Here is a 15,377-nt window from a genome sequence, read left to right on the forward strand (position 1 = left end):
TGATCCCGGCCCGCGGAAACAGGTCCGAAACAGGCATCATCGCAGAGCCGATAATGCCAAAGGCATGCTCGATCCCGTGCAATTGAAGGGTTTTGACAAAAGACTCCTCAGTCGTCATCTTCATGGCGATGGCTCCTTATCTGCGCTCGTCGCGATAGTGGTAAAACTTGTAGAGGCCCCATTGGCCGAGGCGCCGGAACGGCGTCCGCCAGCCCTCATGCGGCAATTCGTTGTTGAAGATCGGCAGGTCCGGCACCGCCTCGCCCGCCACCAGCTGCGCCATGCGCCGCCCGGCCATGGCCGAATACATCACGCCGTTGCCGCCATAGCCCAAGGCGTAGAAGGCGCCCGGCAGGTCCGGCAGCCCGGTGATGCGCGGCATCATGTCGTGGCTGACATCCACCCAGCCCCACCAGCTGTAGTCCAGCGCGATGCCGCGCAGCGCCGGGAACTTGCGGGCCATCCCCTCGCGCAGTGCGTCCAGATGTGCCGGGTTCGCCGCGTCGCGGCCGGTGATCGCGGCGCGCGAGCCGATCTGCAGCCGGTTGTCGGGCAAGAGCCGGTAGTAATGCCGCAGCGTCCGCGTGTCGGTCAGCGGCGAGAGCTTTCGGATGCCCACCGCTTCCAGCTCGGCGGGCGTCAGCACGCGGGTGACGATGCTGTTCGACATGATCGGCATCAGCCGGTCCCGGAGCCGCGGATGCAGGCTGCGCGGCGCATAGGCCGCCGTCGCCACCGCCACCCGCCGCGCCCGCACCGTGCCGCCCGGCGTGCGCAGGTGATGCACGCCGTTCCGGTACTCCCAGCCCTGCACCGGGCTGTCGACATGCACCCTGGCGCCCAGCTCGCGGGCCGCGCGCAGATAGCCGAAGGCCAGCTTCGCGGCATGGATGCCGACGCCGTCCGCCTCCCACATGGCGCCATGCGCCTCCTGGTCGCGCGCCACGGTCTCGTGCAGCTCGTCGCGCGAGATCATCCGGGCGTCGTAGCCGAAGGTGTCGCGCAGCAGCGCCGTCTCCTTCTCCAGCGCCGGCATCGCCGAAGCCTTGTGGGCGATGTAGTAATGCCCGCCGTCCTGCGGATCGCAGTCGATCGCATGGTCGCGGATCAGCCCGCGGAACAGATCGAAGCCCTCGCAGACCTCGGCATGCAGGCGCCTGGCCACGTCCAGGCCCCAGCGCTCGATCCACTGGCTGCGCTTGAGCCGGCCGGAACTGACCTGCGCCTGCCCGCCGTTGCGGGTCGAGCAGCCATAGGCGACGCCGTTCGCTTCAAGCACCACGGCCTTGATGCCGTGCATCTTCGCCAGGTGGAGCGCGCAGGACAGGCCCGTGTAGCCCGAGCCGATCACCACCACATCGGCATCCATGTCGCCCGTCACCGGGCCGTCGTCCGGCGGCGGGGCGCCGGCGGTGCCGATCCAGTAGGTCGGCGCATAGTCGCTGCGCGGACCCAGCCCCCGGGCGGTGACCGGATCATAGAGCGGGTCGTAGGGCAGCGCGCCCGCACGTTTCTCGATTGCCTGCATCGCCGCCCTCATTTCCCGGCAAGGGCGGGCGCGGTGGCGGCGGGAATGGCCGGGCGCTGCTTGCGGATCGCCTGCTTCTCGACGATCCGGCCGTCCGCGATGCGGAACAGGTCGACGCCCTGCACTTCGGTCCGGCTGCCGTCGGGGTTGGTGGCGCGGAAGGTCCATTGCGAGACGCCGCGCGTGCCGTCCTCGGACAGGAAATGCGTGTGCTCGGCCCATTGAACGTCCGGCATCGTGGTCCAGACCGCCTCGAAGGCCCTGGCGATGGCCGCCTTGCCCTCGATCCGGTTGCCGTATTCATGCTCGCCGGAGACCGTGTAGAACACGCAGTCATCCGCAAAATGGGTCATCACACCGTCGATATCGTGGCGGTTGAAGGCATCAAAGGTCGCCTGCAAATCGGCGGCAGTCAAAGTGCGGGGCATTGGTAACTCCTTGGTCAGTAGCCCAGCAGGGCGGGAAGCCAGAGGGCGATTTGCGGGAACATGGCGATGACGAAGATCGCGGCGGTCGAGGCGATGGCGAAGGGCAGCGCGGTCGCGCTGATCTTCTCGATGGTCTCGCCGGAGATGCCGGAGGCGATGAACAGGTTCTCGCCCAGCGGCGGGGTCTGGAAGCCGACGGAGAGCGTGCAGATCATCACGATGCCGAAGTGGATCGGATCGATGCCCACCATATAGGCCACCGGCAGCATGACCGGGACGAGGATCATGATCGCGGCTAGCGTCTCCATGAACATGCCCACGATCAGCAGCATGCCGATGATCAGCGCCCAGATCGCATAGATGTTGGTGGTCAGGCCGAGGATGCCGCCGGCGATGATGCCGGGGACGTTGTTCTCGACCAGGATGCGGCCGAAGATGGTGGCGGCGAACAGCACCAGAAGCACCCGCCCGGCCAGCCAGGTCGTCGCCTCGAGCGCCTTGAAGACCTCGCCCAGATCCAGTTCGCGGTAGATGAAGATCCCGACGAACAGGGTGTAGAAGATGGCGATGATGGCGGCTTCGGTGGGCGTGAACATGCCGGTATAGATGCCGCCCAGGATCACCACCGGGGCCAGCAGCGCCCAGAAGCCCTGATAGCAGGCGCACATGAACTTGCGCAGCGACAGCGGCTCGGACGAACCGTGATAGCCCCGCCGCTTGCAGCGGACATAGTTCATCAGCAGCAGGCCGCCCGCCATGACCGCGCCGGGCAGGAAGCCGGCGATGAACATCTTCGAGATCGAGACCGACTGGAACTGGCCATGCGCCTCGACGGCGGCCGGATCGGGCGCGATGCCCATGGCCGAGATGCCGAAGATGATCATCGGGATCGAGGGCGGGATGACGATGCCCAGGCCGCCCGCGGCCGCGGTGGTCGAGGCCGCGTAATCGCGGCTGTAGCCGTTGCGGATCATCCCGGGGATCATCAGCATGCCGACGGCGGCGGTGGTGGCCGGACCCGAGCCCGAGATCGCGCCGAAGAACAGGCAGGCGACGACGGTCGCGGCGGAAAGGCCGCCGGTGAACGGACCGGCAAGGCTTTCGGCGACCGAGATCAGCCGGCGCGACAGGCCCGCGGCCTCCATCAGCGCCCCGGCCAGGATGAACGAAGGCAGCGCCATCAGCGGGAAGGACCCGACCGAGGACCAGGCCATCTGCACCATCTTGATCGGGTTGTCGCCCAGATAAAGCATGGCGGCCAGCGCGGCCACGCCAAGCGCGACGGTGATCGGGGCGCCCAGCACCATCAGCAAAGCGAAGGTGCCGAACAGGACCTCTACGACGTAATCGTTCATTTCTTGTGCTCCCGCTCGTAGGCGCGCTGCTCATCGGCGGCGAGTTCCAGCATTTCCTCGACCTCGACCTTGTCGGGGTCGCGCGGGTCGATGCCCTTCACGAGCTTCAGATAGTTCACCTGCAGGATGCGGATGGTCATCAGCGCAAAGGCGATGGGCAGCGCCATGTAGACGTAGCGCATTTCCCACCCCAGGGTCTGGGCCTTAACGAAGGGCTTCAGCCGGCTGATGAACTGGATGGCCTGCCAGATGAACACGACGTTGAAGATGATCCAGAACAGGTCCCCGATCGCCTCCAGCACGCGCGCCGTTTTGCGCGGCATCATGTTCAGGTGGAAGGTCACCCGGTTATGCGCCGACATGCGTGCCGCATAGGACGCGCCGAAATAGGCGAACCAGACGAAGAGGATGACGGACAGTTCCTCGATCCAGGTGATCGAGAAGCCGAAGATCTGCCGGGCGACGATCTGGACGAAAAGCAGCGTGACGAAGACCGCCAGCAGCGCGCGGCAGATGTAGCTCTCGAGATGATCGAGATGCTTCCAGAATGCAGACATGAATTGCCTCCGGGTAAGGGGCGTTTCAGGATGGATCGGGAAAAGGGCGGGCGCGGCCTGCGCGCCCGCAGTCGGGGGAGGAACCTATTCCACCGGATCGCGGCCCAGCGAGGTCAGCACGCCGTCGAGAACTTCCTTGCCGCCGATCTGGTCGTAGAATTTCGGCCAGACCTTGGTCGTCGCCAGTTCGATGAACTCCTTTTCCTCATCGGCGGGCTCGGTGATCTCCATGCCCCGGCCGACCAGCTCTTCCTTGATCTTGTTTTCCTGGTCGCGCAGGAACTGCGCCGAGACCTGCGTCGCCTCCTGCCCGGCTTCCAGGATCTGCTGCTGCTCTTCCGGCGAAAGGCTCTGGAACAGCGCCTCGCTGACGATCAGCGGCTCGATCGAGAACAGGTAGCGCAGGTTGGTGGCGTATTTCTGGACCTCGTAGAACTTCATCGCGTTGACGGTCATGTAGGGGTTGTCCTGACCGTCGACGACCTTCTGCTGAAGCGCGGCGAAGGTCTCGCCCCAGGCCATCGGGGTCGGGTTGATGCCCCAGCTCTTGTAGGTCTCGATCATGATCTCGTTCTTGGGCACGCGCACCACGACGCCCTGCAGGTCGGCCACCGTGGCGATCGGCTTTTTCGAGTTGGTCAGCACGCGAAAGCCCGAATAGGCCCAGCCGATGATGCGAACGCCCGCATCCTCCACGGTCTGGTCGACCATCTGCCGGCCGATTTCGCCCTGGGTGACCTTTTCGGCGTCTTCCTGGCTCAGGATGACGTAAGGCAGGGTCAGGGTGCCGACCGTGGGCGAGAAAGGCGTGATGTTGTTGATCGCGAGGATCGAGAAATCCAGCGTGCCGGTCGCGGCGGCGGTCACGGTGTCCTGCTCGTCGCCGAGCTGGCCGTTGAGGAAAAGCCTGCCGGTCATCTTGCCGCCGGATTTATCTTCCAGCGCCGCGACGAAGGCTTTACCCAGCGCCTCCTGCGTGCCCCCGGCGCCGTCGCCGACCGCGATGCGATATTCGGCCGCCGAAACCGGCAGGGCAGCAGCGCCAAGGCTCAGCGCAAGCGCGGTGCCGGACAGGATACGGGTAAGAAAAGACATCGGAGGCTCCCTGTTGAGATATGCGTCGCCTTTGTTTGCGATCGCTGATGCGGCAAAATGTTGCAGGTGACGCGGCGTAACGATATGTCCAGTTGAAAGCAAAGATAGGTCCAGATGAGCGACCGGATCCCCGTCGAGATGTTCTTCCTGCGCGACAGCGAGGCAGGGACGCTGCAAGCGCGGCTGGCGGCGGCCATCGTGCGGGCAATCCTGGAAACGCGGGCGCGTCCGGGCACGCGGCTGCCCTCGTCGCGCGGCCTGGCCGATACGCTCGGCATCTCGCGCATGACGGTGACGCTGGTCTATCAGGAGCTGATCAGCCAGGGCTATCTGGAGACGCGGCCGCGTTCCGGCATCATGGTCGCCGCCACCGTGCCGCACCGGCGGCTGAAGGTGCAGGAACCCCGGCCGCACGAAACCGCGCTGGACTGGGACAACTGGCTTGCCGACCAGTTGCCGCGCCAGCGGGTGATCCGCAAGCCGGCGAACTGGCGCGATTTCCGCTATCCCTTCATCTATGGGCAAAGCGACCCGGCGCTTTTCGACCACAACGCCTGGCGCGACTGCGCCCGCCGCGCCTGGGGCACGCGGGATTTCGGCGAACTGGCCTCGGATCTCTACGGGGCCGACGATCCGATGCTGATCGACTATATCTGCTCGCACTCGCTGCCCCGGCGCGGCATCCAGGCCGAATCGGACGAGGTGCTGGTCACGCTGGGCGCGCAGAATGCGCTGTTCATCACCGTCGAGCTTCTGGCGCGTGGCGACCGGCTGGCGGTGACCGAGGACCCCGGCTATCCCGATTTCGCCGAGACCCTGCGCCGCGCCCACAGCCCCACGACCTTCCTCGACGTGGACGAGGGCGGGCTGAACCCCGAACTGCTGCCGCAGGGCACGCGGCTGGTGATCGTCACGCCCAGCCACAACATCCCGACCGGCGCGACCATGCCGCTGGGCCGCCGCCGCGACCTTCTGGCCCGGGCCGCCGCACATGATTTCCTGATCATCGAGGACGACTACGATTTCGAGATGTCCTATCTGGCGCCGCCGGCGCCGGCGCTGAAGTCACTCGATCGCGCCGGGCGGGTGATCTATATCGGCAGCTTCTCGAAATCGCTGTTCCCGGGGCTGCGCATCGGCTACATGGTGGCACCCGCGCCGCTGATCGCGCGGGCCCGGGCCTTGCGCGCCATCATGCTGCGCCACCCGCCGAACCACCTGCAAAGGATCACTGCCTATTTCCTGGCGCTCGGCCATTACGACGCGCATATCGTGCGGCTGCGCGGCGCGCTGAAGCGCCGCCGGGCGCTGATGGAGCAGGCGCTGGCCGCCACGGGCCTGCGCATCGCCGGGGCCGCGCGGGCGGGAGGGTCGAGCCTGTGGATCGAGGGGCCGGCCGCCAGCGACAGCGGCATCCTGGCCACCCGGCTGCAAGCCGACAGCGTGCTGATCGAACCGGGCGAGGTGTTCTTCGAAACCCCGCCGGTGCCCTGCCCCTTCTTCAGACTGGGCTATTCCTCGATCCGCGAGGGCGACATCGCGCCGGGCATCGAGCTGATCGCCCGCCGGGTCCGCGAACTGGCCGCCGAACAGGCGGGCTGACCGGCCGCCGCACCCCCGTCCCGCAAGGCGGGATGCGCGACCCGCGATCTTGCGGACCAGACTGCCCCAGCGCTGCCCCGGCCACGATGCGCCCGGACGCGGCCGCCGCGGATCGGAAGGATCGGCCGCGGCAAGATGACCCGCGGCGTTTCCCGCTTGGGCAATTGCGGGCAACAGGGTGCAAAAACCCGGAAAACCTGCGCTCTTGCGCCTTGCCGGGGCGGAATGATAGACCCAAGGACAAGTTTCGCGCCGGCCTTGCCCGGCGGTGATCGCAGCAGATAACGCAACGTCGGATCGAGGGGAAAACACGCGCATGACGATGACAAGGACCAGCTTTGACAAGGAAGATCTGCTGGCCTGCGCCCGTGGCGAGCTGTTCGGCCCCGGAAATGCCCAACTCCCCGAACCGCCGATGCTGATGATGGACCGCATCACCGAGATTTCCGCCGATGCCGGCCCGCATGGCAAGGGCCATGTCGTCGCCGAATTCGACATCCACCCCGACCTGTGGTTCTTTTCCTGCCATTTTCCCGGCAATCCCATCATGCCCGGCTGCCTCGGCCTTGACGGGCTGTGGCAGTTGACCGGCTTCAACCTGGGTTGGCGCGGCTGGCAGGGGCGCGGCTATGCGCTTGGCGTGGGCGAGGTCAAGCTGACCGGCATGGTCCGCCCCGACCGCAGGATGCTGCGCTATTTCGTCGATTTCACCAAGGCGATCCAGACCCGCCGCCTGACCATGGGCGTCGCCGATGGCCGCGTCGAGGCCGACGGCGAAACCATCTACGAGGTCAAGGATATGAAGGTGGCCCTGTCGGCCGCCTGACACATGAACAAGGAGCACGCCATGCGCCGTGTCGTCATCACCGGGCTGGGCATCGTCTCTCCCATCGGCAACAATGCCGCCGAAGTCACCGAAAGCCTGCGCGCGGGCCGCTCGGGCATCGTCTTCGCCCCCGAATATGCCGAGCGCGGCTTTCGCAGCCAGGTCCACGGCATGCCGCAGATCGTGCTCGAGGACCATGTCGACAAGCGCAACCTGCGCTTCATGGGCGCCGGAGCGGCCTATAACTTCATCGCCATGCAACAGGCGATCGAGGATGCGGGCCTGGCGCCCGAGGATGTCTCGAACGAGCGTTCGGGCCTGGTCATGGGCTCGGGCGGGCCATCGACCGCGAACCTGTTCGAGGCGCATCGCACCGTGATCGAGAAGGGCGCGCCCAAGCGCATGGGCCCCTTCATGGTCACGCGCTGCATGTCCTCGACCAACTCGGCCTGCCTGGCCACCCCGTTCAAGATCAAGGGCGTGAACTATTCGATCACCTCGGCCTGCTCGACCTCGGCGCATTGCATCGGCAACGGCACCGAGCTGATCCAGATGGGCAAGCAGGACATCGTCTTTGCCGGCGGCGGCGAGGAACTGGACTGGACCCTCAGCTGCCTGTTCGACGCGATGGGCGCGATGTCGTCGAAATACAACGACACGCCGCAAACCGCCTCGCGACCCTTCGATGCGACCCGCGACGGCTTCGTCATCGCCGGCGGCGCCGGCGTGGTCGTCCTTGAGGAACTGGAGCACGCCCTGGCTCGCGGCGCCCGGATCTATGCCGAGGTGACGGGCTATGGCGCGACCAGCGACGGCTATGACATGGTCGCACCTTCCGGCGAGGGTGGCGAGCGCTCGATGCGGCTGGCCCTGTCCACCCTGCCCGAGGGCCGGCGCATCAGCTATGTCAATGCGCATGGCACCTCGACCCCGGTGGGCGATGTGGGCGAGATCAAGGCTCTGCGCCGGGTCTTCGGCGAGGGTGAGGTGCCGCCGGTTTCCTCGACCAAGTCGCTGACCGGGCATTCGCTGGGTGCGACCGGCGCGCATGAGGCGATCTATTCGCTGCTGATGATGCAGAACCGCTTCATCGCCGCCTCGGCCAATGTCACCGAGCTGGACCCCGAGATCCGGCCCGAGGAGATTGCGCTTGCGCGCGTGGATGATGTCGATTTCGATAGCGTCCTTTCCAACAGTTTCGGTTTTGGCGGCACCAACGCCACGCTGGTCCTGTCGAAATACCGCGAATAAACCAAGAAAAGGTTAAGCCATGGGCGAATTGATGAAAGGCAAGCGCGGCCTTGTGATGGGGGTCGCGAATGACCGCTCGATCGCTTGGGGAATTGCCCGGGCGCTGTCCGAGCAGGGCGCGGAGCTGGCCTTTTCCTATCAGGGCGAGGCTTTCGGCAAGCGGGTCGAGCCGCTGGCACAATCCCTGGGCTCGGATTTCCTGATGGATGTCGATGTGCTTGACGACGAATCGCTCGACCGCGCCTTTGCCGACATCGAGGCGCGCTGGGGCGGGCTGGATTTCCTGGTCCATGCCGTCGCCTATTCCGACAAGAACGAACTGACCGGGCGATTTGTCGACACGACCCGCGACAACTTTAAGAATTCCTTGACGATTTCCTGCTATTCGCTGATCGACCTGGCCCGGCGGGCGCAGCCCCTGATGACGAATGGCGGCTCGATCATCACGCTGACCTATGCCGGCTCGAACCGGGTCACACCGTTCTACAACGTCATGGGGGTGGCGAAGGCCGCATTGGAATCATCCGTCCGCTATCTGGCCAACGACCTGGGCCCCGAGGGGATTCGCGTCAATGCGATCAGCCCCGGCCCGATGAAAACCCTTGCCGGCGCGGCCATCGGCGGCGCACGCAAGACCTATCGCCATACCGAGGCGAACGCACCCTTGCGCGCCAATGCCACGCTGGAGGCGATCGGCGGCACGGCGGTCTGGCTCTGCTCGGATTGGGGCGCCTGCACCACCGGCGAGATCGTGCTGGTCGATGGCGGCTATCATGTGCTGGGCATGCCGCAATCGGACAATCTCTGATGGCCGTCCAGTTCTTCCAGGCCGAGGACGGCGCCCGGCTGGCCTATCGCGACGAGGGCGAGGGCCTACCCGTCCTGGCCCTGCCGGGGCTGACCCGGACGGGACGGGATTTCGACTATCTGGCGCCGCATCTGCCGGGTGTGCGCCTGATCCGGCCGGACTATCGCGGTCGCGGCGATTCGGACTGGACCGGCGCGGAGAGCTATACCGTCCCGCAAGAGGCCCGCGACGTTCTGGTGCTGCTGGATCACCTGGGCGTGGCTCAGGCAGCCGTGCTGGGCACCTCGCGCGGGGGGATCATCGGCATGCTTCTGGCAGCGACGGCGCGCGAACGGCTTCTGGGCCTGTGCCTGAACGATGTCGGTCCCGTGCTGCAACGCAGCGGGCTGGAACGGATCTTCGACTATGTGGGCCGGAACCCGGCCGCGAAAAACCTTGAGGATCTGGCGCAGCGCCTGCCCGCCGCCATGCCCGGTTTCGCCAATGTCCCGGCAAGCCGATGGCTGGAGGAAGCCGCGCGTCACTATGTCGAGACGCCCTCGGGCCTGAGCGTCAACTATGATCCCGCGCTGCGCGAGGCGTTCCTGGCGGCCTTCGACGGTCCCGAGACCGACCTATGGCCGTTGTTCGATGCCACGCAGGGATTGCCGCTGGCGCTGATCCGGGGCGCAAATTCGGACCTGCTGTCGCATGAGACCGCGACGGAAATGCTGCGCCGTCGCCCGGACATGATTCTGGCCGAGGCTCGGGACCGCGCGCATGTCCCCTTCCTCGACGAACCGGAATCCCTGGCCGCGATCCATGCCTGGCTGGCAGCGATGCGGTGAAACCACACCGGCCCCGGTCGCATATCTGACGCGGAAGCACCTGAAGAGACGCCCTTGATCCCCGAAGAAGGCGGCAGTCGGTGCCTTGCGATGGTGCGCTGCCGCCACTTCCCAGCCGCAACGATGCACTACCCCGGCCGAAAGCCTCTCCCCACCCAGGTGATCCGTCCCAATCGGGAAACGTCGCCGTTTTCCGCGCGGCGCGCGAGGCGAAGGCCCTTGCCGAAGATGAACGTCGAATCCGGCAAGAGCCTTGTTCACCCCCTGCCGGACCTCATGCGGTGCCGATGCCGGGAAGCGGCATCGCCGAACGAGACGTCGTTCGCACGATCCGCGCCCCGCGCAAGGCTCCTTCAGCCGCGGCGCAACTGCTCGAGCAGCGCGGCCGAGGGTTCGCCGGTGACGGGCAGTCCGCGCGACATCTGATAGGCCCTGATGGCGCTGATCGTATTCGAGCCGACATTGCCATCGACGCCCTGCGTGTCGAAGCCGCGTGCGGTCAGCAGGCGCTGCATTTCCTTGCGCTGCTCGATGCGCAGGCCGGGATGATCGGCCGGCCAGGGATTGGCAAGCCCTGGATACCCCTTCAGCCGGTCTGCCAGGTGCGAGACCGCCAGCGCATAGCTATCGGCATTGTTGTAGCGCAGGATGGCGTGGAAGTTGCGAGTGATCAGGAAGGCCGCGCCCGAGGCGCCGCCGGGAATGATCAGCTCGGTCGAGGCGCCGGCGGGTGGCAAGGGTCGCTGGTTGGCCTGGCGCACGCCCAGGGACTGCCATTCCGCGACGCTGCGCCGCTTGCCCTTGCCGGCCAGCCCGGTGTTGAAGCCGGGCGGAAGCGTGACCTCGACCGCAGCCGGCAGCCCGCGCTGCCAGCCCGATTTCGCCAGGTAGTTCGCCGCCGAGGCCAGTGCATCGGAGGGATCGTTCGACCAGATATCGCGCCGCCCGTCGCCGGTGAAATCGACCGCGAAGCTGAGATAGGTGGTCGGAATGAACTGGGTGTGCCCCATGGCGCCGGCCCAGCTGCCGGTCATGTGCGCAGGGTCGATGTCGCCGGCTTGCAGGATGCGCAGCGCCCCCATCAACTGGCTGCGGAAGAACTCGCCGCGATAACCCTCATAGCTGAGCGTGGCCAGGCTCTCGATCAGCGGCAGGTCGCCGCGCCGCTCGCCATAGGTCGATTCCATGCCCCAGACCGCCGCGACGACTTCCTTGTCGACGCCATAGGTCGCCTCGATGCGGCTCAGCACGCCGCCATATTGCGCCAGCGCCGCTCGACCATTGGCCTGGCGCTTCTCGGAAACCGCGTTCTCCAGGTATTCCCAGACGGATTTCTTGAACTCGGCCTGGCTTTGCGAGCGGCGGATGACCTCGGGGTTGTAGGTCACGTCGCGAAAGGCGAAATCCAGCGTGCTGTCGCTGATGCCCTGGCTGCGGGCATTGGCCTTGAAGCCCTGAACCCAGCTGTTCAGCCCGGCCACCTTGGCCGGAGGCGGATTCTGGTATCGACCCCACTTGATTTCCTGGCTTTGCTGGGGAACGCCCGTGCCGGGATAATTTCCGGCACAGCCGCCAAGCAACAGGGCCATGGCCGTAAGCGTCGCTGAAACTCGCAATGAAAGCCGCATGACTGTCCCCTCGGTCGGCGTTTTGGCCCAGCCTAGCGTCCCGCGCCCCGGGCCGAAAGCGGGAATCTCGGCGCCGGCAGAAGGCTGCTGTCCAAAGGGCACCCCTATGGTCGAAACGAGATCATATTTATCCGGTATCCATTTGATTTGACGTCAATCAATCAAGGGAGTCCAGATCACCTCGTCGATGCGCGGAGCGCCGGTGGCCAGCATCACCAGCCGGTCGAACCCCAGCGCACAGCCCGAGGCCGCCGGCATGAAGGCCAGGGCCGCCAGGAAATCCTCGTCCAGCGGGTAGCGCTCGCCATAGATTCGGGCCTTCTCCTCCATCTCCAGCTCGAAGCGGCGGCGCTGCTCGACCGGGTCGGTCAGTTCGCCGAAGCCGTTGGCCAGTTCGACGCCGCAGGCGTACAGCTCGAACCGCTCGGCCTCGCGCGGGTCGTCCCCGGCACGGCGGGCCAGCGCCGCCTCGGCCGCCGGATAGCGGTCAAGGATCAAGGGCCGGCCATGGCCCAGATGCGGCTCGACCTTTTCCACCAGCACGCGCGACAGGATGTCGGACCAGCCGTCATCCGGGGCCGTGCGGATCCCCTGCCGTTCGGCCTGCGCGCGCAGGGCCCGCGCATCAGTTTCGGTCCCGTCGCAAGTCGAAAGCAGGTCGATGCCGGCATGTTCGCGGAACGCCTCGGCGACGCTCATCACCTCGGGCGCGGCATAGGGATCGCATTCGGCGCCGCGAAAGCGCAGCAATTCGGCGCCCGCCACCTCGGCCGCATGCCGAAGGTATTGCGCGCAATCATCGAAAAGAACGCGATAATCCTCGCCGGCGCGATACCATTCCAGCATGGTGAATTCGGGACTGTGCAGCGCACCGCGTTCGCGATTGCGCCAGACATGGCTGAAGGCGAAGATGCGTTCCTCCCCCGCCGCCAGCAGCTTCTTCATGGCGAATTCCGGGCTGGTGTGCAGATACATCGGCTGGGCCAGCCCGTCATTGCCGATCCGGTGCGTGGCGAAGGCATGCAGATGCGCCTCGTTTCCCGGGCTGACGGCCAGCGCCAGCGGATCTGCCTCGATGAAGCCCTGCGTGCCCAGCCAGTCGCGGATCGCGGCCTGGATGCGGTTTCGTGCCAAAAGCAGCGGCCGGCGCCCCGCGTGCCGGTCGCGATCCCACCAGGGGCTTTCATCGGCGGATTTCATGCGCGGACCTCCTGCATCTGGGTCGTTTTCCGCTTGCGGCTGGCGCAAAGCTGCGAAAAACGCTATGGGACATCATCTTTGCCGGACTTCGTATCCGGCCCCCCGGAATTTGAAAAGCAGGCAAGGGAAACCGCCTTGAAAGTCATCGCCTCCAGCCTTCGCAAAGGCAATGTCGTCGAGATCGACGGCAAGCTCCACGTCGTCCTGACCGCGACCAACTTCCACCCCGGCAAGGGCACGCCGACGACGCAGGTCGACCTGCGCCGCATCTCGGACGGCAACAAGGTCTCGGAACGCTGGAAGACCACCGAACAGGTCGAGCGCGCGCATGTGGACGAACGCGCCTATAATTTCCTTTACGAGGACGGCGAAGGCTTCCACTTCATGGAGCCGGAAAGCTATGAGCAGGTCGTGGTCTCGCCCGACGTGGTCGGCGACGACAAGGTGTTCCTGGAGGACGGCATCAGCGTCTTCCTGCAAGTCCACAACGGCGTCGTCATCGCGCTCGAGCTGCCGCAGAAGGTCACCGTCGAGGTGGTCGAGACCGAGCCGGTGGTCAAGGGCCAGACCGCCTCGTCCAGCTACAAGCCGGCGATGGCGCATAACGGCGTGCGCATCATGGTGCCGCCGCATATCGGCGTGGGCACCAAGGTGATCATCAACACCGCCGACCTGACCTATGTCGAGCGCGCCAAGAGCTGACCTCTGAGACTTTCGGGGGCGGGGCGTCCTGGCGCCCCGCCCCTTTGCATTTCGCCGCATCATCCGCAGGCTCGCGGGATCATGCGGATCAATCCGCGGTCGCGGCGCCGATGGTTCCGCCCACGACCGCGCCGGCCGGGCCGGCGACGACCGCCCCGCCCAGACCGCCGGTCGCGGCACGTTCGGTGGGATTGTCGCCGCAGCCGGCAAGCGCAAGCACCATCGCGGAAACGGCAGTCGCAATCAGGCTACGCATCTTGTGTTTCCTCCTTTGAGGCGGCAGGCCGTGCCGTCCATATGGAACAAGACGCGCGGCCCCGCCCCGCGGTTCCGCGCGCCGCCATCGAGGAGCAGGGCCGAAATGCCGGCTTTCGGCACCCTTCAGGGAAAGATCGGCGCCAGCATCAGCCCTTCGGTTTCCGGCAGGCCCAGCATCAGGTTGGCATTCTGCACCGCCTGCCCCGAGGAACCCTTGCACAGGTTGTCCAGCGTCGAGACGACCAGCGCGCGCCCCGAGATCCGGTCGCCCGTCACGCCGATATGGCAGAAGTTCGAGCCCTGCACATGCGCCATCGCCGGCAGTTGCCCATAGGGCAGCACCACGACGAAAGGCTCGTCGGCATAGGCCGCCGCCAACGCGGCATGAACCGCCTGCGGTTCGCCCTTGAGATAGCAGGACGCCAGGATGCCGCGGTTCACCGGCACCAGATGCGGGGTGAACTGGATGCGCACCTCGCGCCCGGCCAGCACCGAGAATTCCTGGTCGAACTCGCCCAGGTGGCGATGCTTGCCGCCTTGGGAATAGCCCGCCACGTCCTCGGAGCGTTCGGCGAAGAGCATGTTTTCCTTGAGCGAGCGCCCTGCCCCGGACACGCCGTTCTTGAGGTCGCAGATGATGTCGTCAAGGTCGATCAGCCCCGAGCCGATCAGCGGCCGCAGCGCGAATTGCACGGTGGCCGCGTTGCAGCCGGTGCCGGCGACCAGCCGCGCCCCGCGGATCTGGTCGCGATAGAATTCCGTCAACCCATAGACCGCTTCCGGCTGGACCTCGGGCGCGGCATGGTCCAGCCCATACCATTTCTTGTAATCCGCCGGATCGCGCAGCCGGAAATCGGCGCCCAGGTCGACGATCTTCACATCGCGCGGCAATTGCCCGACCAGGGGCTGGCTAAGCCCGTGCGGCAGGGCACAGAACACCAGGTCGATAGCGGAGAAATCGATCTCTTCCATCCTGACCAGCGCCGGCAGCTTCAGGTGTCGCAGATGCGGGAAAACCTCGTCATAGCCCTGTCCCGCCTTGCGGTCGGCGGAAAGCGCGGCGATCTCGATCCGGGGATGGGTGGCCAGGATGCGGACGAGTTCCGCCCCCGTGTAACCCGAGGCCCCAAGGATGGCAGCTTTCAGCGTCATGTCTCGATCCCGAGGAAACGGCCGCGCGGACGCGGCGCTGGTTGGAGCGGCCCCGAAAGGGACCGGAACCGGCACTAGGCCCCGGTCCCTGTCATGTCAAGCAAAGGGGCATCGACGGGTCAGGCGCGAGCGCCGCGGAATCCTGAAATCGTTCGATATA

General features: G+C 66.1%; 15 protein-coding genes. 6 read left to right on the forward strand and 9 right to left on the reverse strand.

The window, feature by feature from the left end; genetic code table 11:
• Nucleotides 1-136: 136 nt before the first annotated feature.
• From QPR87_RS20215 to QPR87_RS20235, 5 genes are all read right to left on the reverse strand, one after another.
• A complete protein-coding gene (locus QPR87_RS20215) occupies nucleotides 137-1,528 on the reverse strand; it encodes an NAD(P)/FAD-dependent oxidoreductase (RefSeq protein WP_104492276.1) in 1,392 nt (463 codons plus the stop codon).
• 8 nt (nucleotides 1,529-1,536) lie between these two features.
• Nucleotides 1,537-1,956, reverse strand: coding sequence for a nuclear transport factor 2 family protein (locus QPR87_RS20220; protein ID WP_011747939.1), 420 nt, complete (start codon nucleotides 1,954-1,956; stop codon nucleotides 1,537-1,539).
• 14 nt (nucleotides 1,957-1,970) lie between these two features.
• Complete coding sequence (locus QPR87_RS20225; protein ID WP_104492274.1) at nucleotides 1,971-3,311, reverse strand: TRAP transporter large permease; 1,341 nt, start codon at nucleotides 3,309-3,311, stop codon at nucleotides 1,971-1,973.
• Nucleotides 3,308-3,868, reverse strand: a complete 561-nt coding sequence (locus tag QPR87_RS20230) for a TRAP transporter small permease (protein ID WP_285051103.1) — start codon at nucleotides 3,866-3,868, stop codon at nucleotides 3,308-3,310. The genes QPR87_RS20225 and QPR87_RS20230 overlap by 4 nt, the downstream gene beginning before the upstream one ends.
• 84 nt (nucleotides 3,869-3,952) lie before the next feature.
• Nucleotides 3,953-4,963, reverse strand: coding sequence for a TRAP transporter substrate-binding protein (locus tag QPR87_RS20235; protein WP_285051104.1), 1,011 nt, complete (start codon nucleotides 4,961-4,963; stop codon nucleotides 3,953-3,955).
• A gap of 114 nt (nucleotides 4,964-5,077) precedes the next feature.
• On the opposite strand from QPR87_RS20235, the gene pdxR reads away from it, so the two are divergent.
• The 5 genes from pdxR (at nucleotide 5,078) to QPR87_RS20260 (ending at nucleotide 10,277) form a co-directional block, all read left to right on the forward strand.
• Nucleotides 5,078-6,565: a MocR-like pyridoxine biosynthesis transcription factor PdxR gene (gene pdxR / locus QPR87_RS20240; RefSeq protein ID WP_285051105.1), complete on the forward strand. Its 1,488-nt coding sequence runs from the start codon at nucleotides 5,078-5,080 to the stop codon at nucleotides 6,563-6,565.
• 316 nt (nucleotides 6,566-6,881) lie between these two features.
• A complete protein-coding gene (gene fabA, locus QPR87_RS20245) occupies nucleotides 6,882-7,391 on the forward strand; it encodes a bifunctional 3-hydroxydecanoyl-ACP dehydratase/trans-2-decenoyl-ACP isomerase (protein WP_011747944.1) in 510 nt (169 codons plus the stop codon).
• A 21-nt stretch (nucleotides 7,392-7,412) separates the two neighbouring features.
• Nucleotides 7,413-8,642, forward strand: a complete 1,230-nt coding sequence (fabB, locus tag QPR87_RS20250; protein WP_285051106.1) for a beta-ketoacyl-ACP synthase I — start codon at nucleotides 7,413-7,415, stop codon at nucleotides 8,640-8,642.
• Between the two features lie 19 nt (nucleotides 8,643-8,661).
• The gene (locus QPR87_RS20255) at nucleotides 8,662-9,450 is read left to right on the forward strand and encodes an enoyl-ACP reductase FabI (protein WP_011747946.1); all 789 of its coding nucleotides are present in this window, start codon (nucleotides 8,662-8,664) and stop codon (nucleotides 9,448-9,450) included.
• Entirely contained in the window at nucleotides 9,450-10,277 is an 828-nt protein-coding gene (locus tag QPR87_RS20260) for an alpha/beta fold hydrolase (RefSeq protein ID WP_285051107.1), read from the forward strand. Before QPR87_RS20255 ends, QPR87_RS20260 begins: the two co-directional genes overlap by 1 nt.
• A gap of 353 nt (nucleotides 10,278-10,630) precedes the next feature.
• On the opposite strand, the gene QPR87_RS20265 is transcribed toward QPR87_RS20260, so the two are convergent.
• Together QPR87_RS20265 and epmA are read right to left on the reverse strand one after the other, a co-directional pair.
• Nucleotides 10,631-11,905, reverse strand: coding sequence for a lytic murein transglycosylase (locus QPR87_RS20265; RefSeq protein ID WP_104492262.1), 1,275 nt, complete (start codon nucleotides 11,903-11,905; stop codon nucleotides 10,631-10,633).
• A 153-nt stretch (nucleotides 11,906-12,058) separates the two neighbouring features.
• Nucleotides 12,059-13,105: an EF-P lysine aminoacylase EpmA gene (gene epmA / locus QPR87_RS20270; RefSeq protein WP_285051108.1), complete on the reverse strand. Its 1,047-nt coding sequence runs from the start codon at nucleotides 13,103-13,105 to the stop codon at nucleotides 12,059-12,061.
• Between the two features lie 135 nt (nucleotides 13,106-13,240).
• Here epmA and efp point away from each other — a divergent pair, with 135 nt between their 5' ends.
• Nucleotides 13,241-13,807: an elongation factor P gene (gene efp, locus QPR87_RS20275; RefSeq protein ID WP_041529873.1), complete on the forward strand. Its 567-nt coding sequence runs from the start codon at nucleotides 13,241-13,243 to the stop codon at nucleotides 13,805-13,807.
• A gap of 88 nt (nucleotides 13,808-13,895) precedes the next feature.
• Here efp and QPR87_RS20280 read toward each other — a convergent pair whose 3' ends face one another.
• Complete coding sequence (locus tag QPR87_RS20280; RefSeq protein WP_086000144.1) at nucleotides 13,896-14,063, reverse strand: hypothetical protein; 168 nt, start codon at nucleotides 14,061-14,063, stop codon at nucleotides 13,896-13,898.
• Between the two features lie 125 nt (nucleotides 14,064-14,188).
• Nucleotides 14,189-15,217, reverse strand: coding sequence for an N-acetyl-gamma-glutamyl-phosphate reductase (gene argC, locus QPR87_RS20285; protein WP_285051109.1), 1,029 nt, complete (start codon nucleotides 15,215-15,217; stop codon nucleotides 14,189-14,191).
• Nucleotides 15,218-15,377 lie beyond the last annotated feature (160 nt).

It is taken from the genome of Paracoccus sp. SSJ (genome assembly GCF_030234105.1).
Taxonomy (GTDB): Bacteria; Pseudomonadota; Alphaproteobacteria; order Rhodobacterales; family Rhodobacteraceae; genus Paracoccus; species Paracoccus denitrificans.